The organism is Streptomyces sp. NPDC053426 (genome assembly GCF_055585405.1).
Genome location: NZ_JBVJKE010000006.1, coordinates 246,321 through 264,345, shown reverse-complemented (window position 1 = coordinate 264,345; position 18,025 = coordinate 246,321). Strand labels below are relative to the sequence as shown.

General features: G+C 72.5%; 18 protein-coding genes. 9 read left to right on the top strand and 9 right to left on the bottom strand.

The window, feature by feature from the left end; genetic code table 11:
- Positions 1–98 precede the first annotated feature (98 nt).
- Complete coding sequence (locus ACZ62B_RS14975) at positions 99–707, top strand: hypothetical protein (RefSeq protein WP_344563660.1); 609 nt, start codon at positions 99–101, stop codon at positions 705–707.
- Positions 708–881: 174 nt separating this feature from the next.
- Here the strand turns inward: ACZ62B_RS14975 and ACZ62B_RS14970 are convergent, their stop codons facing one another.
- Positions 882–1,847, bottom strand: a complete 966-nt coding sequence (locus tag ACZ62B_RS14970; RefSeq protein WP_469690567.1) for an alpha/beta hydrolase — start codon at positions 1,845–1,847, stop codon at positions 882–884.
- A gap of 108 nt (positions 1,848–1,955) precedes the next feature.
- Here ACZ62B_RS14970 and ACZ62B_RS14965 point away from each other — a divergent pair, with 108 nt between their 5' ends.
- Together ACZ62B_RS14965 and ACZ62B_RS14960 are read left to right on the top strand one after the other, a co-directional pair.
- Positions 1,956–2,402 carry a MarR family winged helix-turn-helix transcriptional regulator gene (locus tag ACZ62B_RS14965; RefSeq protein ID WP_469690565.1) on the top strand — a complete coding sequence of 149 codons (447 nt, stop codon included), beginning with the start codon at positions 1,956–1,958 and terminating at the stop codon, positions 2,400–2,402.
- A gap of 546 nt (positions 2,403–2,948) precedes the next feature.
- Positions 2,949–3,785 (top strand): MBL fold metallo-hydrolase, encoded by an 837-nt coding sequence (locus ACZ62B_RS14960; RefSeq protein WP_344563654.1) that lies wholly within the window; start codon positions 2,949–2,951, stop codon positions 3,783–3,785.
- A 170-nt stretch (positions 3,786–3,955) separates the two neighbouring features.
- On the opposite strand, the gene ACZ62B_RS14955 is transcribed toward ACZ62B_RS14960, so the two are convergent.
- From ACZ62B_RS14955 to ACZ62B_RS14940, 4 genes are all read right to left on the bottom strand, one after another.
- Positions 3,956–4,414 (bottom strand): DUF3592 domain-containing protein, encoded by a 459-nt coding sequence (locus ACZ62B_RS14955; RefSeq protein ID WP_344563652.1) that lies wholly within the window; start codon positions 4,412–4,414, stop codon positions 3,956–3,958.
- A 96-nt stretch (positions 4,415–4,510) separates the two neighbouring features.
- Positions 4,511–5,239, bottom strand: a complete 729-nt coding sequence (locus ACZ62B_RS14950) for a DUF6882 domain-containing protein (RefSeq protein ID WP_469690703.1) — start codon at positions 5,237–5,239, stop codon at positions 4,511–4,513.
- Positions 5,240–5,444: 205 nt separating this feature from the next.
- A complete protein-coding gene (locus ACZ62B_RS14945) occupies positions 5,445–6,818 on the bottom strand; it encodes a S28 family serine protease (RefSeq protein WP_469690562.1) in 1,374 nt (457 codons plus the stop codon).
- Positions 6,819–7,050: 232 nt separating this feature from the next.
- The gene (locus ACZ62B_RS14940; RefSeq protein WP_344563650.1) at positions 7,051–7,962 is read right to left on the bottom strand and encodes a LysR family transcriptional regulator; all 912 of its coding nucleotides are present in this window, start codon (positions 7,960–7,962) and stop codon (positions 7,051–7,053) included.
- Between the two features lie 135 nt (positions 7,963–8,097).
- Between ACZ62B_RS14940 and ACZ62B_RS14935 the strand changes: the two genes are divergently transcribed.
- Positions 8,098–8,448, top strand: a complete 351-nt coding sequence (locus tag ACZ62B_RS14935; RefSeq protein WP_469690560.1) for a DoxX family protein — start codon at positions 8,098–8,100, stop codon at positions 8,446–8,448.
- A gap of 120 nt (positions 8,449–8,568) precedes the next feature.
- Here ACZ62B_RS14935 and ACZ62B_RS14930 read toward each other — a convergent pair whose 3' ends face one another.
- Positions 8,569–9,582: an SEC-C metal-binding domain-containing protein gene (locus ACZ62B_RS14930; protein WP_468881502.1), complete on the bottom strand. Its 1,014-nt coding sequence runs from the start codon at positions 9,580–9,582 to the stop codon at positions 8,569–8,571.
- A 235-nt stretch (positions 9,583–9,817) separates the two neighbouring features.
- Between ACZ62B_RS14930 and ACZ62B_RS14925 the strand changes: the two genes are divergently transcribed.
- The 4 genes from ACZ62B_RS14925 to ACZ62B_RS14910 all read left to right on the top strand — a co-directional run bounded on the left by ACZ62B_RS14925 (position 9,818) and on the right by ACZ62B_RS14910 (position 13,059).
- Complete coding sequence (locus ACZ62B_RS14925) at positions 9,818–10,141, top strand: DUF6412 domain-containing protein (RefSeq protein WP_344563644.1); 324 nt, start codon at positions 9,818–9,820, stop codon at positions 10,139–10,141.
- A gap of 105 nt (positions 10,142–10,246) precedes the next feature.
- The gene (locus ACZ62B_RS14920) at positions 10,247–10,963 is read left to right on the top strand and encodes a YidC/Oxa1 family membrane protein insertase (RefSeq protein WP_344563640.1); all 717 of its coding nucleotides are present in this window, start codon (positions 10,247–10,249) and stop codon (positions 10,961–10,963) included.
- 148 nt (positions 10,964–11,111) lie between these two features.
- On the top strand, positions 11,112–11,969 hold the full coding sequence (locus tag ACZ62B_RS14915) for a fumarylacetoacetate hydrolase family protein (protein WP_344563638.1): 858 nt from the start codon (positions 11,112–11,114) through the stop codon (positions 11,967–11,969).
- Positions 11,970–12,336: 367 nt separating this feature from the next.
- Positions 12,337–13,059, top strand: a complete 723-nt coding sequence (locus ACZ62B_RS14910) for a S1 family peptidase (protein ID WP_468881498.1) — start codon at positions 12,337–12,339, stop codon at positions 13,057–13,059.
- Between the two features lie 102 nt (positions 13,060–13,161).
- Here the strand turns inward: ACZ62B_RS14910 and ACZ62B_RS14905 are convergent, their stop codons facing one another.
- A complete protein-coding gene (locus ACZ62B_RS14905; RefSeq protein ID WP_344563634.1) occupies positions 13,162–13,671 on the bottom strand; it encodes a heme-degrading domain-containing protein in 510 nt (169 codons plus the stop codon).
- Positions 13,668–14,735 carry a Gfo/Idh/MocA family protein gene (locus tag ACZ62B_RS14900; RefSeq protein WP_469690554.1) on the bottom strand — a complete coding sequence of 356 codons (1,068 nt, stop codon included), beginning with the start codon at positions 14,733–14,735 and terminating at the stop codon, positions 13,668–13,670. The genes ACZ62B_RS14905 and ACZ62B_RS14900 overlap by 4 nt, the downstream gene beginning before the upstream one ends.
- A gap of 55 nt (positions 14,736–14,790) precedes the next feature.
- Between ACZ62B_RS14900 and ACZ62B_RS14895 the strand changes: the two genes are divergently transcribed.
- Positions 14,791–15,969, top strand: coding sequence for an ROK family transcriptional regulator (locus ACZ62B_RS14895; protein WP_469690552.1), 1,179 nt, complete (start codon positions 14,791–14,793; stop codon positions 15,967–15,969).
- A 260-nt stretch (positions 15,970–16,229) separates the two neighbouring features.
- On the opposite strand, the gene ACZ62B_RS14890 is transcribed toward ACZ62B_RS14895, so the two are convergent.
- Positions 16,230–17,735: a PQQ-dependent sugar dehydrogenase gene (locus ACZ62B_RS14890; protein WP_469690550.1), complete on the bottom strand. Its 1,506-nt coding sequence runs from the start codon at positions 17,733–17,735 to the stop codon at positions 16,230–16,232.
- Positions 17,736–18,025: the final 290 nt, after the last annotated feature.

Below are 18,025 nucleotides of genomic sequence, written 5' to 3'. Positions count from 1 at the left end.
ATCGGAGGCCATCTACCCAAAGATTACTGGGCAGTTGACCTCGGGATTTCGTGGTAGCGTTCTTGTTCGGAGGGACAGTGCAACCTGAAAGGGAAATCGTGAACACGGAGAAGATCGCCGCTCGCCGCCTTTCGCTGGAAGAGGTGACGAAGCTCGGTGTGAAGGACAGGATCTTCGTTTCCGCCGACACGGCGGAACTCAAACTTCCCGACTGCTATGTCCCTGCTTTTCTGACCAAGTCCGGTGAGGCTTTCGAGGGCGGCTCGGTCACGGCGAGAACCGTATTCCAGGAAGAGGTCTCCTGCCTTCCCGACGACGAGAACGAAGCCGGAATCTACTTGGCCGACGAGAACGGCTCGGTGACCATCGAGGTCCTCCAGTCCGCCGGTGTCGTGCTGGACCTGGCGCTTTTCGTCCCCGGTGGGGACAAGGGGTCCCTCACGGCCCTTTACGCCGCGGCCCGGCAGGCGTTCGGCGCCGACGTCGTGCAGATCTGGCGCCAGGGCCTCAAGGAGGTTCCCGACGTGAAGGTCGACATCTTCGAGGAGCAGATTCCCCGGGGGCGCAAGGGGGGCGACAACCCCAAGCGTGACCGTCGCGCGATCGACACCTACCCCACCCGTGCGGACTTCATCGAGTTCTCCGCGGGGTGGAAGCCGGTCGTCGAGATCCACAAGCCGGTTGTCGACGACACCCCGACCATCTGAGGCGACGTCACCTCCCGTCTCGGCCTGAGGGAACGTCGAGAACGCACGCGTCGGACCCGGCCGGCCGGATCCGCCCGACGGTGCGTGGAGACGCGGACCACCGAGGCGCAAGGGACATGAGGCGGGAACCGTCCGCCCGCGCTCCCTTCACCGCGAGTGGTCACGGACGAGTGGTCACGAAGCGGACGCCCGCCGACTGTGCCGAAGCCCCGAGGGGACCGGTTCGAGACGGTCGGCGTCCGGGTGCCCGGCCCCCAGGTGGGAAGTGAGGAAGCGGGCGGCGCGGTCGAGTGCGGCGTCCGCCTCGTCGAGGTGGCCGTAGTGGTGCTGGAAGACGTGGGGCAGGCCGGGCCCGACTTCGAGCGTGACCTCGACGCCGTCGGCGCCCGCGCGGCCGGCCAGCCGGACCGCGTCGTCGAGCAGTATCTCGTTCGCCCCGACCTGTACGAGGAGCGGGGGCAGTCCGGTGAGGTCGGCGAGGACCGGGCTGGCCAGGGGATGCGCCCGGTCGCCCGCGCCGGCGTAGAGATCGGCGTAGGCGCGCACGTCGGCCTCGGTGAAGATGGGGTCGGCGTCCTCCTTGGACCGGATGCTCGCTCCGGAGAGGGTGAGGTCGGTCCAGGGGGAGAAGACGACCACGGCGGCCGGTTGCGGCAGCCCGGCCTCCCGGGCCGCGAGCAGCGTGGCGATGCTCAGGCCGCCGCCGGCGGAGTCGCCGGCCAGGACGAGGTCCCGTGGGTCGGTGCCCGCGGCCAGCAGTTCGCGGTAGGCCGCGAGCCCGTCGTCGACGGCCGCGGGGAAGGGGTGCTCGGGCGCCAGTCGGTAGTCCACCGACATCGCTCGCAGTCCGGCACGGCGGGCCAGTTCGCCGACCAGTCCCGCATGGGTGTCCGGTGAGCCGATGACGTAGCCGCCGCCGTGCAGGAAGAGCAACAGGCCGTGGTCGGAGGCCTCGGCCGGCTCCAGCTCCAGGGTCGAACGCCCGCCCAGGACGGTCCTGCGGGTGACCACGTCCTCCGGCGCGGGGCGGGTGAGTGCCGCGCTGAAATCGCTGCGCTGCTGCTCGGGAGTGGGTCGCGTCTCGCTGCGCGGGGCGGAACGGAGTACGGCGTCCAGGGCGTCGCGCTGCTGTCGGGACATGTGGGGCCTCCATGAGTCGGATGCGAGGATGGATTCCTGGGAATCCATCTGTCCGATCCCAACCGGATTCCGGGGAAGATGATTCCCGGGAATCTATTGGAGGCTGGTGTGAGTCACATCACTTCGATCTTCACCGATCTCGTCCGCGTCGAGACCCGGCTCTACAACGCCGTGAACGCCCGGCTGCGCGCCGAACGAGGACTGGGGCTCGGGCAGTTCGAGTTCCTGGAGATCATCGACCGCGTGCCGGGGTGCCGCGTGCTCGACATCGTCGGCGAACTGGCGATCACCGTGGGGGCCGTCAGCAAGGCGGTCGACCGGCTGGTGGCCGCGGGCTGGTGCCTGCGGGTCGCGCACCCCCAGGACCGTCGCTCGTCCGTCCTCCGCCTCACCTCCGAGGGCGAGCGGCAGCTGGCCGCTTCCCGCCCCCTTGTCGAAAGCGAACTCGTCTCCCTGGCCGAGGCGGTTCCCCCTGACGACCTGACCCGCATCGCCTCGACCCTGGCCGCCCTTCGCGCGACCTTGGAGGCGGGCTCCCACGGCCGGCCGGGCTGAGGGGAGGCGACGAGGAAGGGGGCGCGGCGGCAGGGGAGAATGAGGCCATGGCGAAGTGCAAGAAGTGCGGTGCTCGGAAGCGTGGTTGGCCCCGTTCCTGCTCCCGGTGCCGCTCGAAGTCCGACTGGACGGAGTCTGCCGCGGACGCCGCTGACCTTGCTTCGGAGGCAGGGCTGTTCGGCTGGCTCTGGCGAGGGGTCAAGGGGGTCGTGCGACTGGTGCTGCGCGCGGTCGACTGACCGGACCCGGCGGACGCGTTCGGGCCATGGGGTCTTTGCCGGGACGAACCGGATGAACCAGGCGAGAGCGGCCTCCGGGTGACTCCGAAGCCATCGACGTCGATCAGGGCGCGGGGACGCGCTGCGACTCCGGGAGTCCGGCGGTCAGCCGGGCCCGCGTCCTGGACGCCTCGCCCCGAAGCCGCCACAGGAACGCCACCGCTCCGAACACGGGGCGGGCCCGGACCGCACGCTCCGGGAGGTGTAGAACCGCCCTCACCGCTCACCCGGCCCCCACGGGACTCACGTACGACGGAGGGAGTCGGCCGTGCGGCAGAAACCGCCCGAGGGCACTGCGGAGATCCTCTTCATCGGCAACGCCACCCTGCTGATCCGCTACGGGGAACTGACGCTGCTGACCGATCCGAACTTCCTGCACCGCGGGCAGTTCGCCCACCTCGGCTACGGGCTCCGCTCGCGCCGGCTGACCGAGCCCGCCGTCGACGTGGCGGACCTGCCGCACGCGGACCTGGACGCCGTCGTGCTGTCGCATCTGCACGGCGATCACTTCGACCGGGTGGCCCGGCGCGGGCTGGACCGGGGCCTGCCGTTCGTCACCACCCCGCACGGTGCCCGTCTGCTGAAGGGGCTGTACGGGTTCCGCCGTGCCACCGGGCTGCGTACCTGGCAGAGCCGCACCCTGCGGCACGGGGACTCCTCCGTGCGCGTCACCTCGTTGCCGGGCCGCCACGCGCCCGGCCCGCTGCGGGCCCTGCTGCCGCCCGTGATGGGCAGCCTGCTGGAGTTCGGCGACCGCTCGGGGGAGATCCGGCTGGTTCTCTACCTGTCCGGCGACACCCTGATGTACGACGGGCTGCGTGAGATCGCCGTGCGGTACCCGGACATCCACCTGGCCGTCCTGCACCTCGGCGGTACGACCCTGCCCGGCGGCCTGGTGGTCACCATGGACGCCGGGCAGGGCGCCGACCTGCTCGACCTGCTGCGCCCGCGACGCGCGCTGCCCGTGCACCACAGCGACTACACGGTCTTCCGCTCCCCGCTGGAGGACTTCCTCGCGGAGGCGGGGCGCCGGGGCCACGAGGCGCGCCTGGTGCGGTGCGCCCCCGGGGAGCGGGTGACCGTCGGCGCCCGGGCCACGGCCTGACCCGCACGTCTCCACCCACGGGACGGGTCAGTGCGACAGCACGGCCGTGAACGTCGGGCGATGGTCCGCCGGTCAGGCCCGTGCCCGGTCCCGGCGTTCCCGTCCGCCGCGCTCGGCCAGTGCCCGGAGGCAGGCCGGGTCCTCGTCGGCCACGCGGCTCCCGCGGGCCGTCACAGGAACGCCCCCACCCCCATGGCCATCCCGAAGAGCACGAAGAAGACGCCCCAGGCCAGGTTGGCGGTCGCCGAGTACGAGACGTTTCCCGGGCGTCCGTCCTTCGTGTGGACGACCACCACCCTCCTCGGGTCCCCCGGGTCGTAGCGCAGGACGACCGGAACACCGGCGTGGAGGGGGTGGGACTCGTGGTTGAGGGGGACGCGGCGGTAGGTCTGGGTGGGTGGGGCGTCGAGGTTGTTCACGGGTGGGGCCTGGTAGCGGACCTGTGGGGGGTGAACGACCGGGCCCTCGCGGCGGGCGCTGCGGGCGACCTCGCCGCGGGTGCGTCTGCCCCGGACGCCGAGGCGGCCGAGGGCCCGGCGCAGGCGCAGGGCGCCGCGCAGGATCGCGATGCCCAGGGCCGTCGCGCCGATGGCCGTGACGAGTGTGATCGTGAGCCATGGCTGATCCATGTGGCCTCCCCCGGAGCCGACTTCAGCTCTCCTCGGAGACGGATGCGGTCATGCGGTGGTTCCCCGGGGCGGGGCCCCGTCCTCCCCGCCGTGGACTCACACCGGTCCGGCGCACGGCGAACCGGCATCGGTCCGGGACAGCGCGATCACATGATCCCGGTCGTCGAAGCGCAGGGAGACCGTGCAGTCCTCGCGGCGTGCGTGAACGCCGTTCCGGTCGTCGTCTTGGACCTGGAAGCCGTGGTGCCTGAGGTATCCCTCGGCCACCAGCCGCGGGAAGGAGGCGAAGAGTCCCAACGCCTCATGGAACAGGGAGGACAGCACTTCGCGGCGGAAGGGTGCGCGGGGCACGGTCTCGTCGTCGATCAGGAAGTACGAGCGGGCGCCGGTCTCCGTTTCGATGCCGCAGTAGCCACGGGCGCCGAGTACGCCCATGGCCGTGAGGGCGAGTCGCTCGGCGGCGGGGACCGGTTCGGGGAAGGAGCCGAGTTCGAGACGCGGTGCGACGAACTCGTAGACCTCGTGCAGCTCACCGAACTCGGCCAGTCGGAGGGAGAGTTCACGTCGCTCGGAGCCGACCGGGTGGGTGCCGTGGTTGGCCCAGGCCCACAGCCAGCTGTTGTCCGTGCCCAGGGAGCCGATCGGGGACTGGTGCACGGTCCTGTCGTCGGACAGCCAGGTACTCGCCTCGAAGTCGAGACACCACCGGCCCTTCCGGGGCCGCTGGTACTCCTCGTACGTCTTCAGTTGTTCCCACGCGGCGGCCGCGTGGTAAGAACCCACCTGGTGGAAGTTCTTGCTGAACTGGGACGCCGCGATCGGCATCGGCACGGCCCACACTCCCCTTTCACGGGCGAACCGGCCGCGGACCGCTCCCGTTCGTCGCCGCACTCCACCGGCCCCGACCCCTCCGAGCACCGTAGCAGCGCTCACGGTGGCCGGTTCGAAGCGCGGGGAGGGCGGGACGACAAGGGGGTGTCGGCGCGGTCACCGGTTCACACCGCGGGGGGCCGGGACGCCCGCCGGAGACTCACGCCCGCGGCACCCGCCTGCCGCGGGCGGCCCAGCGGGTGAGCATCGCGGTGGCCTCGGAGCGGTCCGCCGCGGGGAGGGCGGCGATGCTGGTGTGGTGGTTGGCTCCGGGTACCCACAGGACGCGGGAGTCGCGGGGGCCGGGGCGGAAGGGTTCGGCGACCGAGGGGTCCCGCGTCCCGTTGACGAACAGCAGGCGGCTGCCGCGGCGGCGGACCCAGCGGTCGATGTCCGGCATCGCGCCGGTGTCGAAGCGCAGGGGGATGTCGCGGGGGACGAAGGTGCGCGGTTCGATGGCGCCCGGGTGGCGCAGCAGGTCGGCCAGGTGGGCGGTGGGGACGCTGAGGTAACCCAGTTGGGTGCCGAGCTGGTACCAGTACGGGAGGTAGGCGCGGGCGTTCGTGTCGGCGTACAGGGCCAGGCGCGTGGTGCGGTCCAGCCAGGTGTACAGCTCGTCGGCGGTGGCGTCCGGGCCGGGTACGGCGGCGAGGTCCGCCGGGCTGCCGCCGTTCTGCCAGAACATGAAGGGGATGCGCAGGACGGCGACCTCGAACGCCTTGTCGGCGCTGCCGACGATGCGGAAGCCGTCACCGGTGGCGGTCGTCGCGGCCTCGTAGCGGGCGACCAGCTCCGTGCGGTGCAGCAGGAGCCGGCGCTGGACCGTGCGGAGCGCCTCGCGGTCGGCGGCTGTGCCCACGGTGTCCAGGAAGCGGAGGTAGGCGGAGTCGTCGCGGTCGTCGACGTTGTTCGGGGCGGCGTAGGCCACGGTGCCGTCCACGTCGTGGGGGTGGAAGCGGCGGTGGTACACGCTGGCCATGCCGCCCTTGCTGCCGCCGGTGGAGATCCACGCGCCGGGGTAGAGCCGGCGGAAGGCGCGGACGACGCGGTGGTGGTCGTCGGCGGCCTGGCGGATGGTCAGCTGGGAGTAGTCGTGGGGCCGGGGGAGCGAGGTGCCGAAGCAGCGGTGCTCGACCTGGAGCTGGTTGCCGCCCAGGAGGACGGTCGGTTCGGTGCGCTGGGGCGTGAGCGTGGCCGCGTAACCGGTCGTGAACAGGACGGTGGGGCGCTCGGTGGAGGTGTGGAGCAGGGTGAGGCGCTGCTCGAACGTACCGGCCGAGGGGTCGGTGTGGTCGACCGGCTGGCGCAGCCCGAGCACGAAGAAGCGGTACCCCGGCTCGGCGCCCGGCCTCTCCTCCACGATCCGCACACCCGGCAGGGCGCCCAGACGCCGTACGAAGGCGTCGTCGGGGACGTCGGATGCGGGAGGCGTCCCGGTCACGGCGTGGGCCGGTACGGGGACGGAAGCCGTCGCGGCGAGTCCGGCCGTCGAGGCGGCGGAGAGCAGCAGGCGTCGTCTCGTCCAGGTGCGCATCGGGTGCCCTTCTCTCGGTGTCGGCTGCGCCCAGTACAGCCGCCGGGGCGGGTGCGGGAGATCCCGTGCGCGGGGGAACCGCCTCCCCCGCGCGGGGGAGACGTCGGACGCTGGTACGGCCGCGCCGCGCCGAAGAGGGGACGTGACACCGGGTGCGGTGAGCCGCCCTGCACCCGAGAGGAGTCGCTCCTGCCCGCGGCGACGTGCCGGGCGGTCGGCTCCGGGCGTGTGATCAGGCGGAGTTCTCCCCGGGGCTGGGACTGTGGTCCAGGCAGCAGCGGACGAAGTCCTGGACGACGGGGTCGGTGTCGTCGGCGGGGGACCACGCGACGCCGACCTGGCTGGGGCTGATGCCGCTGACGGGGCGGTAGGTCACGCCGGGGCGGGCGTAGAAGCGGGCGGCGGACGCGGGGGCGAAGGCGATGCCGTAGCCGTTGGCGATCGCGCTGAGCCAGTCGTCCGGCTGATCGGTGACGGCTCCGATGGTGACCGGGTGGCCGTCGCGTTCGTCGACGGCCAGCCAGTGGTCCCGCCACCAGCCGGACTCGGGCGGGGCGGCCACGAACGGTTCGTCCCGCAGGTCGTCGAAGGCGATCAGGTCGCAGGCCGCCAAGGGGTGCCCCGTGGGGAGGGCGACCCAGCGGGGCTCGGTGAACAGCACCGCCGTCCGCAGGGCGTCCTGGCCGGGGAAGGGCAGCCGCAGCAGGGCGACGTCGACGTCCCCGTCGGCGAGTCCGGCGCTCGGGTTCGACCAGGTGGCCTGCCGCATGTCCGCCCGCCAGCCCGGCCGGCGTCGGGCGAACTCCGCGATGATGCGCGGGGTCGCCTCGTTGGCGGCACTGGCCAGGAAGCCGACCCGCAGCACGCGGGCCGCCCGGCCGGCCGCGCTCTTGGCCTCCCGCAGCACCTGGTCCCAGTCGGCCAGCAGGCCGGGCACCCGCTCCGCCAGGGCCCGGCCCGGCTCGGTGAGGGCCATGCCGGTGCGGGACCGGGTGAACAGCCGCACTCCGAGCCGGGTCTCCAACTGCTTGATCTGCTTGGTGAGGGCCGGCTGGGACACGAACAGCCGTTCCGCGGCACGGGTGAGGGTCCCCTCCTCCGCCACGGCGACGAAGTAGCGCAGCAGCCGGGTGTCCACATCCATGCCGTCAGGTTATAGGTGCAGGTATTGGCCGTCGCTCCGAGGCTCGGGGAGGCTTGACGCGACGATCGGGCGGCGGCCCGCCCACGCCCGCCGCGCGGTCGGCCGAAGGGGGAGTCCGTACCGAAGGGGAGCCATATGTCCACCGCCTACGTGATCGTCACCGTCATGGCGGTCGTCGCCAACGCCGCGATCTCCGTCGCGGACTTCACGAGGGCCGGATTCGTCCTCACCAACTCGGCCGAGGCCGGTGTCCCGCGGTCCTGGCTGCCTTGGCTCGGCGCGCTCAAGGCCGCGGGAGCCGCCGGGCTTCTGCTCGGGCTCCTGGGCGTCCGGTTCATCGGCGTCGCCGCCGCGGCGGGGCTCGTCCTGTTCTTCATCGGCGCCGTCGCCGCGCACATCCGGGCCCGCGTCTACCACAACATCGCGTTTCCCGGCGGCTACCTGGGTCTGGCCGCCGCGTCCCTCGTCCTTGCCGCCGCGCGGTAGACGCCGCCGTGCGGTAGACGCCGCCGAGTGGTCGGCAGCGGCAGCGGCAGTGTCAGCACCTGTGTGCCCGTACGCCGGGATCTGGCGGACGGGCGCAGGGTCCGTCGATCCGGCGGTCCGTCAGTCGGCTCCGTGGCATTCGCCGTACGTCCGTCCCGAACCGCACCAGCACGCCGCCGACCGCTCCGGCGGCCACGCCACCGCCCGGCCCCGGGCCGCCAGCGTCGTCGCGTACTGCGGGAGCAGGGCCGGGTCGGCGGGGGAGGCGAGCTCCGAGGCGGCGAACGCCTCGTACGACGGGACCGTGCCCGTGACGACGCCCAGGTTCGGGGTGCCGGACGCGGCCAGTTCGCGCAGGGCCGCCTCTATCGAGGCCAGGTGCTCCTCGTGCGTCGGGTACTCCTCCGCGAGCGTCGGATACGCCGACAGCAGTTCCGTCAGTTCGCCGGCCGGCCAGTGGAGCACCGCCACCGGGAACGGGCGGGACAGCGCCTCCCGGTACGCGCCCAGCTCCGCGCGCAGGCGGACGATCTCCGCCTCCAGCTCCATCGGGTTCTCCGAGCCGAGCGACCACACCCGCTTCGGGTCGTGGAGTTCGTCCAGGGTGATCGGCAGGGTGTGGACGGTGTCCGCGAGCGCGTCCCACTCGTCGTGCGCCGCGCCGAGCATCCTGCGCACGCGGTGGCGGCCGAAGAGGAGCGGGTGGGTGGCGCGCGGGGGTGCCTCGACGCCGGTCAGGAGGAGGCGTACCGCCTGCGTGAACGTCTCGTGCGCCTGTTCCAGCTCGTCGTGCGCCTCCAGGGACTCCGCGACGATCACCCAGGGGGCCGCGTCGCGCGGGGCGGCCGTGCGGATGCCGGTGATGATCGCGCGGGCCTCCGCCTCGTGGCCGTACTCCCAGAGGTTCGAGGCCTTGAGGGCCCGTACCAGGTACGGGTCGTCCAGTTCCCGGGAGGAGGCCAGCAGGCGGTCGTAGAGGGCGGTCGCGGCGGGGCGGTCGCCGGAGAGTTCGCGGTGGGCGGCGGCCCGCAGGAGCAGGGCCTCGGCGTCCTCGGGGTAGAGGTCGGCGGTCCGCTCCAGGCGGTCGGCTTCGGCGGCGTGGTCGACGTTTTCGGCAGGCGTGTCGGGGCGCATGGGTGACACCGTACTGCCGACGGGTGACAGAGGTGAGGGAGCAGGGCGGGCGCGGGTTGTTCCCGGCCCGCTCGCGGAGCCCGGAGATCCGTACGGCGAATGTCCGGCCGGCGGAACCGTCGCGCCGTGCCGGACGTTGTGATGGTGCGGTGGCCGGACTCGATCCGGTACGAGCGGTGATCCGGTACGACGCCGGTACGGTAGGTGCGACGGGACGAGGGGGAGGGGGCGGCGAGTGATCCGTCATCGGGTGACCGTGCGTTCCGCCTTCGCCGTGCTCCTGCCGCTGCTCCAGGCCGTCCTGCTCCTGCTGCCGGCCGCCGGCGGGCTCTCCGTGGTCGACGTCGCGCTCGCCGCGACCGCCGCGGCCGGTGCCGCGCTCGCCGTCTGCGCGCTCATCGCCGCCCGCTGCGTGCCCGCCGTGGCGCCCACGCGGGTGCGCACGGCGATACGCGACCGCGACCGGCGTACGGCCTTCCTGCCCCAGCGCGATCCCGACGCCAAGGGGCGCACCAGACCCCGGGCACCCGGACACGCCCTCCCGGCGACCGCCGCGTAGGGCGCTTCCTCCGTATCTTCCGTACGTCCACCACGCCCTGCCGCGGGTCGTCATGCCGTCCTTCTCCGTACTTCCGGCACGACGAGACCCCCGGAGGGCTCACCCATGTCCGTCTTCGCCAGCCTGGTCGAGCACCTGGCCGACCTGCTCCAGCCGCTGTTCGGCGTCTCCGCGGCGGCTGCCGCGATCGTTCTGTTCACCGCCTTCGTACGACTCCTCGTCCACCCCCTGTCCCGGGCCGCCGCGCGTGGACAGAAGGCGCGGGCGGCGCTCCAGCCGCGCATCGCCGAGCTGCGGCGCAAGCACCGCCGTCATCCGGAGAAGCTGCAGCAGGCGGTGATGGAACTGCACGCGCGGGAGAAGGTGTCGCCGCTGTCCGGGTGCCTGCCCAGCCTGCTCCAGTTGCCCGCGTTCTTCCTGCTGTACCACCTGTTCTCCAGCGAGACGATCGGCGGGCGGACCAACGAGCTGCTCGGACACCGGCTGTTCGAGGCGCCGCTCGGCGGCCGGTGGGCGGACGCGCTCGGGGACGGCGGGGTGTTCGGCGGGGCCGGGCTGGTGTACGTCGGGCTGTTCGCGGTCGTCGCCGTGGTCGCCTGGTTCGGGTACCGGCTGTCCCGGCGGATGATGGCCGCCAGTCCCGCGATGCCCGCGGCCGGTGAGGGGGAGCAGGTGCCGGGGCTGGGGGCGGTGACCAAGGTGATGCCGTTCATGTCGTTCTTCACGCTCGTCACCGTCGCCGTCATGCCGCTGGCGGCCGCGCTGTACATGGTGACCAGTACGACGTGGAGCGTGGTGGAGCGGGCCGTGCTGTACCGCTGAGCGCGGGGCGGGCGCGGTCCAGTACGTGAACGGGGTATTGCGGAGTGGAGCGCGGGATTGGAGGATCGAACAGTCCTCCGATGGCTGCGTTCCGCCGCAACCGGGCCGTGCCCATCGGACGGGCCCGCGATCGAGGGAGACGGGAATCATGAAGCTGCTGCGAGTCGGCACGGCGGGACAGGAGCGGCCCGCGCTGCTCGACGACGAGGGGGTCCTGCGCGACCTGTCGGGTCTCGTCGCGGACATCGACGGGGCGCTGCTCGCCGACGAGGCCGCGCTCGGACGGATCCGGGCCGCCGCCGACAGCGGGGAGCTGCTCGCGCTGGACGGGGAAGGGCTGCGGGTCGGGCCGCCGGTGGCGCGGATCGGGAAGATCGTCTGCATCGGGCTGAACTACCACGACCACGCCCGCGAGACGGGGGCCGAGCCGCCCGCCGAGCCGGTGATCTTCTTCAAGGCGGCGGACACGGTCGTCGGGCCGAACGACACGGTGCTGGTGCCGCGCGGGTCGGTGAAGACCGACTGGGAGGTCGAACTGGCGGTCGTGATCGGGCGTACGGCGCGGTATCTGGAGTCGGCGGAGGACGGGCTCGCGCATGTCGCGGGGTACGCCGTCGCGCACGACGTCTCCGAGCGGGAGTTCCAGATCGAGCGGGGCGGGACCTGGGACAAGGGGAAGAACTGCGAGACGTTCAATCCGCTGGGACCGTGGCTGGTGACGGCGGACGAGGTCGGGGATCCGCAGGACCTGTCGCTGCGGCTGTGGGTCAACGGGGAGCTGAAGCAGGACGGGACGACCGCCGAGCAGATCTTCCCGGTGGGTGAAGTCGTGCGGTACGTCAGTCAGTTCATGACGCTCCATCCCGGGGACGTCATCAACACCGGGACGCCGGCGGGGGTGGCGCTGGGGCAGCCGGAGCCGAAGCCGTTCCTGCGGGCGGGGGACGTGGTCGAGCTGGAGATCTCGGGGCTCGGGCGGCAGCGGCAGGAACTCATGGGCGCGTAGCGCTTTGCTGGGGGCGACTACGGGGTGGGGAGTTGTGGGTCGTTGTCGGCTGCGGGTGCGTTGTGGTTGATTGCGCCCGCGCGGCGGAGCCGCATATGGACACAGTCCCGCGCCCCTTTAGGTGGGTCGACTCGCGTCAGTGGGGAAGTGGGGCGGCGACTGGCTTCCCGCGCTCCCTTTTCCCGCATCCATAGCACTGTGTTATCGCCAAGTGTTAGTACCCCGTTCGGGGTTCCTCCGGGATTCTGGGCGTGCTCATGACGAACTTGCCGTCGGCGGGCGGCGGTTCGTCATGGGCGCGGCCCATGGGGCCGTCGACCCCCACACGCACACGTCCAGGCGACGTGTCTCCCCGAATCGAGGAACCTTGCGCATCACAAGGCTCGTTCCCGCTCTCGCCGCGGCGGCGGTATCCGTCCTCGCGCTTCTCGTCCCCACCGCGACCGCCACCGCGGCACCGGCACCCCCGACCACCAAGGCCCCGCAGCCCATCATCGGCGGCGGATACGCCTCCAGCGGTCCCTGGGCCGCCCGGCTGTTCTCCAACGGCAGGGAGACCTGTTCGGCCACGATCATCGCCCCGACCTGGATACTCACCGCCAAGCACTGCGTCACCGGCGGCGGACTGTCGTTCCGCATCGGCAGCCTGGACCAGCACAGCGGCGGCACCGTGGCCAACGGCGTCCAGACCTACACCCACGGCGCGGACCTGGCGCTCGTCCGCCTCGACCGTTCCGTGTCGGCGACCTACGCCACGCTCGGGCAGCCGGGCACCGTGCGCGTCGGACAGAACGTGCAGGTGTACGGCTGGGGCGCCACCTCCCGGTGCGGCTCGGAGGCCAACTGCCAGTCCCGCTACCTGAAGGTCGCCAACGTCACGGTCACCAGCGGCTGCACCGACGCCTACGGCGGCTCCGCCATCTGCGCCCGCCGGGGCGACGGCATCACCGCCGGCGGCGACTCCGGCGGCCCGATGATGGCGAACGGCGTCCAGGTGGGCGTCGCCTCCACCAGCGACCGCCAGACGACCACGGCGTACACCAACGTGACGGCGTACCGCTCCTGGATCCAGTCGATCGCCGGAGTCTGAGCCGTCCCCGCCCCCTTCCCGCCCCTTCCCCGTCCCGGGCGGGCACCGGGCCCTCACCGCGTCGCGGTGAGGGCCCTTCGCGGCATCACGGCGGGGCGGTCCTCAGTCCGACGCGGCGGGCCCGCGGTCGGCCAGGAACCGCTCCAGGGCCTCCACCACGAAGCGGTGGTCCTGGAGTTGGGGGAGGCCCGAGACCGTCACCGCGCCGATCACGCCCACGCCCTCGACGGTGATCGGGAACGAACCGCCGTGCGCCGCGTACGTGTCCGGGTCGAGCCGCGAGGAATCCTCGAACGTCGTGCCCTTGGCGCGACAACGGGCGCCCACCAGGTAGGAGGCGGAGCCGTAGCGCTCGACGACCCGGCGCTTGCGGGCGATCCAGGCGTCGTTGTCGGGGGCGGAGCCGGGCAGGGCGGCGTGGAAGAGCTGCTGGCCCGCGCGGTGGATGTCGATGGCGACGGGGGCCTGGCGCTCGCGCGCCATCTCCACCAGCAGGGAGCCGAGCGTCCACGCGTCGTCGTACGTGAACCGCCGGAAGACCAGGCGCCGTTCCTGCGCCTCCAGCTCCTCCACGCCCGGGGTGAGTTCCGGGTTCTGCTTCGGGGTGGTCACAGCGTCACCGTCACCTTCTCCAGGGCCGAACGCCGCGCGGCCTCCAGTACGTCCAGGGCGGCGGCCGCCTCCCGCGCGGTCACCGGGTTGGGGGCGCCGGCCAGCAGGGCCTTCGCCACGGCCGCGTAGTAGGCGGGGTAGTCGCCCGGGAGGGTCGGTACGGGGCTGCCGCCGCCGGTCACCGGGGACTCGCCGACGCCGACACGGCCCCACAGCTCCTCGGGTTCCACGCCCCAGCCGGCGCCGGGGCGCAGGCCGTCGCGCAGGGCGGCCTCCTGGGGGTCGAGGCCGTGCTTGACGTAGCCGGCCTTCGAGCCCAGGACGCGGAAGCGGGGGCCGAGCTGGGCCGTGGTCGCCGAGACGTAGAGGTGGGAGCGGACGCCGTTCGCGTGCGTCAGGGCGATGAACGTGTCGTCGTCGGTCCGCGCGCCGTCGCGCCGGATGTCCGCCTCGGCGTAGACGGCGGTCACCGGGCCGAAGAGGACCAGCGCCTGGTCGACGACATGGCTGCCGAGGTCGTAGAGCAGACCTCCGATCTCTGCGGGGTCGCCGGACTCCCGCCAGCCGCCCTTGAGCTGGGGCCGCCAGCGCTCGAAGCGCGACTCGAAACGGTATACGTCGCCGAGTCCGCCCTCGTCGATCAGCTTGCGCAGGGTGAGGAAGTCGTTGTCCCAGCGGCGGTTCTGGAAGACGGAGAGGAGCAGACCGCGCTCCTCGGCGAGGTCCGCCAGCTCACGCGCCTCGGCCGCCGTGCCGGAGAGCGGCTTGTCGACGACGACCGGCAGACCGGCCTTCAGGGCGGTCGTGGCGAGCGGGACGTGCGTCTTGTTCGGGGACGCGATGACGATCAGGTCCAGTTCGCCGGCGCGGGCGAACAGCTCGTCCGGGGTCGCGGCGACGCGTACGTCCGGGAACTCGGCGCGGGCCTGCCGCTGCCGCTCGGGGTTCGAGGTGACCACCGTGTCGAGCGCGAGGCCCTCGGTCGCGGCGATCAGCGGGGCGTGGAACACGGAGCCCGCGAGGCCGTAGCCGACGAGGCCGACGCGGAGGGGAGTGCCAGTCATGGCTCTACTTTGGCAACGCTGTTGCCAAAGTGCAAGCAGCGGAGAGAATGGGCGGGTGAACAGGACGAACGACGGCATCGGCGGGGCGCACGGGGCGCTCGGGGCCCCGCTGGGGGTGAACCTGCTCGCCCTGCGCAGCCACAACACCGCGCTCGTGCTCGACCTGCTGCGGACCGCGGGAGCGGAGGGGATCAGCCGGCTGGAACTCGCCGAGCGGACCGGGCTCACCCCGCAGGCGGTCAGCAAGATCACGGCCCGGCTGCGGGCGGACGGGCTGGCGGCCGAGGCGGGGCGCCGGGCGTCCACGGGCGGAAAGCCGCGCACGGTACTGCGGCTGGTCCCGGAGGCGGGGCACGCGGTGGGCGTCCACCTGGACCGGGACGAGGTGCGGGCGGTGCTGGTCGACCTGGACGGGACGGTGGTGGACCGGAGGCGGGCACCGCTGGATCTGGGCGCGGGGGAGGAGGCGGTACTCGCGCGGGTGACCGGGGTCGTCGAGGCGCTTCGGGTGCCGGGGACGGCCGGAACGGCCGGGGCGGACCGGGTGCCGGGGGAGGGCGGGGCGGACCGGGCTCCGCTCGGGGTCGGGGTCGCGCTGCCCGGGCCGCTCGACCACGAGAAGGGCGTGCTGCACCGGGTCACCGGCTTCCCCGAGTGGGACGGCTTCCCGCTCCGGGACGCGCTGGCGCGGCGGCTCGGTGTGCCGGTGGTCGTCGACAAGGACACCAACGCGGCGGCGTTGGGGCTGGCGGTCGGCGGGGAGGGGGGCTCCTTCGCCTATCTGCACCTCGGTACGGGGCTGGGGGCCGGACTGGTGATGGGCGGGAGTGTGTACCGGGGGGCCAGGACCGGTGCGGGGGAGTTCGGGCACCAGGTCATCCAGTTGGACGGGCGGCTGTGCACCTGCGGGGCGCGTGGGTGCGTCGAGGTGTTGTGTCTGGACGCTGTCGCCCGCGGCGATCTCGCCGAGGCGGCGAGGGTGCTGGGGGCGGGGGCGGCGAACCTCGTCGGGCTGCTCGACATCGATCTGGTTCTTCTCGGCGGGCGCACCGTCGCTGCCGCGCCCGAGGCGTTCGTGCGGGGGGTCGGGGCGGTTCTCGCCGCGCGGGCCCGGCGGGAGGGCGGGGGAGACGGGGGTGTGCCGGTGCGGGTCGCGCCCGGTGGGGTGCAGGGGGTTGCGGAGGGGGCGGCTCAGTTGCTGTTGGCGCCGTTGTTCGGGCGGGGCGATGCGTGACCGGAGGGGGCCTCGGCCCCCTCCGGTATCAGACTCGGTTCGGCCTTGGCGCGGCTGACGGGCGCAGGTGCCACTCGCCGGCGTTTGCCAGGTGCCTCCCCCACTCTCGGCTTCTCCCCCACTCTCGGCTTCGCTCGAGCGGGAGGGACCCCCATGAGCGGGAGGTACCCCCACCGCCCACCCGTGCCGCCCTGGGGGTACCTCCCAGGCCCTTGAGGCACTGGGGGAGGCACGACTGCCCGCAGCTGCGTCGCCCGCAGCTACGTCACCGCGCAGGCGTCGCCGTTCAGCATGAACCGTGGGGGTGTCGTCGTGTCGCCCGTGTGTTCCGCGAGGTAGCCCAGCGTGATGCTCGCGCCCGGCGCGATGGTGGCGTTGTGGGGGGCGTTCGTCGCCGTGACCGTGTTGCTCAGCTGGGTGAGGGTCGTGTTCCAGTCGGAGATGATCGTCTGCTCCAGGGTCAGCGGGAATTCCAGTGTCCAGCCGTTCACCGGGGTGTCGCCGGTGTTGGTGACGGTGAGGTCGACCGTCATGCCGGTGCCCCAGGCCGTCACCGTACGGTCCACCCTGCAGGTGGGTTCCTCCCGCGAGAAGGACACCTTGTGCAGGCCGCCGGGCAGGTCGTTGACCATGTAGAACTCCCCGTCGACGGTCGTGCCGACCGTCGTCACCTGCGTGGGCGTCTCGCCGATCTCGGCCTGCTCGTAGCCGCCCCGTCCGTCGGGCCGCAGCGCCCAGACCGTGGACGAGCAGTAGTCGGTGGCGATGTACGTGCCGCCCACCAGGTCGGCGTACTCCCGGCCCCGGTACACGTGCCCGCCGATGACCGAACATCCGCCGGTGTAGGGGGAGTAGGTGAAGACCGGCTCGGTGTACTCCCCGCCGGGACCGCAGTCCCCGTCCGTGAACTTCTCCAGGCCCTCGTAGCAGGACCAGCCGAGGTTCAGTCCGCCCCGGCCGGGGGCGAGATGGTTGATCTCCTCCCAGTGGCCCTGGCCGACGTCGCCGATCCACATCGAGCCGTCGGCCCGGTCGAAGGAGAACCGCCACGGGTTGCGCAGTCCGTACAGCCAGATCTCCGCGCGGGCGCCGGGCGTGTCCACGAAGGGGTTGTCGGAGGGGACGCAGTACGCGAGCGAGCCGCACGCGCGGCTCACGTCGATCCGCATGATCTTGCCCAGCAGGGTGTCCAGCCGCTGTCCGGAACGGAAGGGGTCCCCGGAGCCGCCGCCGTCGCCGATGCTCCAGTACAGGTTGCCGTCGGGGCCGAAGGCGAGCTGGCCGCCGTTGTGGTTGCTGTACTCGGCGTGCTCCTGGGAGAGCAGGGGCTCCAAGCGGGAGTCGTCGAGCCGGTAGCGGGCGAGGGTGACCGCGCCGTCGGGCAGCGCCGTGTACGCCAGGTACAGGTCCTGGCTGTCGGCGAAGTCGGACGGGATCGCGATGCCGAGCAGGCCGCGCTCGTTGCCCGACTCGTCGATGGCCGAGGTGATGTCGATCAGCGGGGTCCGTTCCAGGCCGGTGTCCGGGTGGTAGACGCGGACGGTGCCGGACTTCTCGGTGATGAACAGCCGGTCGGTGCCGTCGTCGGGGGCGGCGATGGCGGTGGGCCGTCTCAGCCCGAAGGCGACCTGGGTGGTGGTCGCCTTGAGCGAGGGCAGCGGGACGGTGGACGCGTCCTCCTCCGCCGCCGCCGCGGTGGCGGACGGGACGAGGGCCGGCAGCACCGCGAGCAGGGCGCACAGGACGAATGCCAGACGGAACCGCACCCTAAGAGCATGTATATGACAAGCCACGATCTCCTTCTTTCCGCGTGCTGTCGGCGGCCGATGAACGGGCTGTGGGGGCACGGGCGGTCGTGGGAGCGCTCCCGCCATCTCAGGCTGCGACGCATACGACACAGCGGCAACACGTGTTTGCGCCACTTTCGCGCCGCCTGGCGCGAACACCGCCCCTGCCGCCGGCCGCCGAACCACCCGCCCGTCCGCCCGTCCGCCCGCGAGCCGAGCCGTATCCGGCATTCCCTCAAGATCCGGGTCTGTTTAGGCTGAGGCGCACG

What these genes read in the sequence shown, in the direction of transcription:
- ACZ62B_RS14970 (WP_469690567.1), bottom strand. Translation starts at nt 1,847, where the DNA reads ATGTCCCGACAGCAGCGCGACGCCCTGGACGCCGTACTCCGTTCCGCC.
- ACZ62B_RS14955 (WP_344563652.1), bottom strand. Translation starts at nt 4,414, where the DNA reads ATGGATCAGCCATGGCTCACGATCACACTCGTCACGGCCATCGGCGCG.
- ACZ62B_RS14950 (WP_469690703.1), bottom strand. Translation starts at nt 5,239, where the DNA reads ATGCCGATCGCGGCGTCCCAGTTCAGCAAGAACTTCCACCAGGTGGGT.
- ACZ62B_RS14945 (WP_469690562.1), bottom strand. Translation starts at nt 6,818, where the DNA reads ATGCGCACCTGGACGAGACGACGCCTGCTGCTCTCCGCCGCCTCGACG.
- ACZ62B_RS14940 (WP_344563650.1), bottom strand. Translation starts at nt 7,962, where the DNA reads ATGGATGTGGACACCCGGCTGCTGCGCTACTTCGTCGCCGTGGCGGAG.
- ACZ62B_RS14935 (WP_469690560.1), top strand. Translation starts at nt 8,098, where the DNA reads ATGTCCACCGCCTACGTGATCGTCACCGTCATGGCGGTCGTCGCCAAC.
- ACZ62B_RS14930 (WP_468881502.1), bottom strand. Translation starts at nt 9,582, where the DNA reads ATGCGCCCCGACACGCCTGCCGAAAACGTCGACCACGCCGCCGAAGCC.
- ACZ62B_RS14920 (WP_344563640.1), top strand. Translation starts at nt 10,247, where the DNA reads ATGTCCGTCTTCGCCAGCCTGGTCGAGCACCTGGCCGACCTGCTCCAG.
- ACZ62B_RS14915 (WP_344563638.1), top strand. Translation starts at nt 11,112, where the DNA reads ATGAAGCTGCTGCGAGTCGGCACGGCGGGACAGGAGCGGCCCGCGCTG.
- ACZ62B_RS14900 (WP_469690554.1), bottom strand. Translation starts at nt 14,735, where the DNA reads ATGACTGGCACTCCCCTCCGCGTCGGCCTCGTCGGCTACGGCCTCGCG.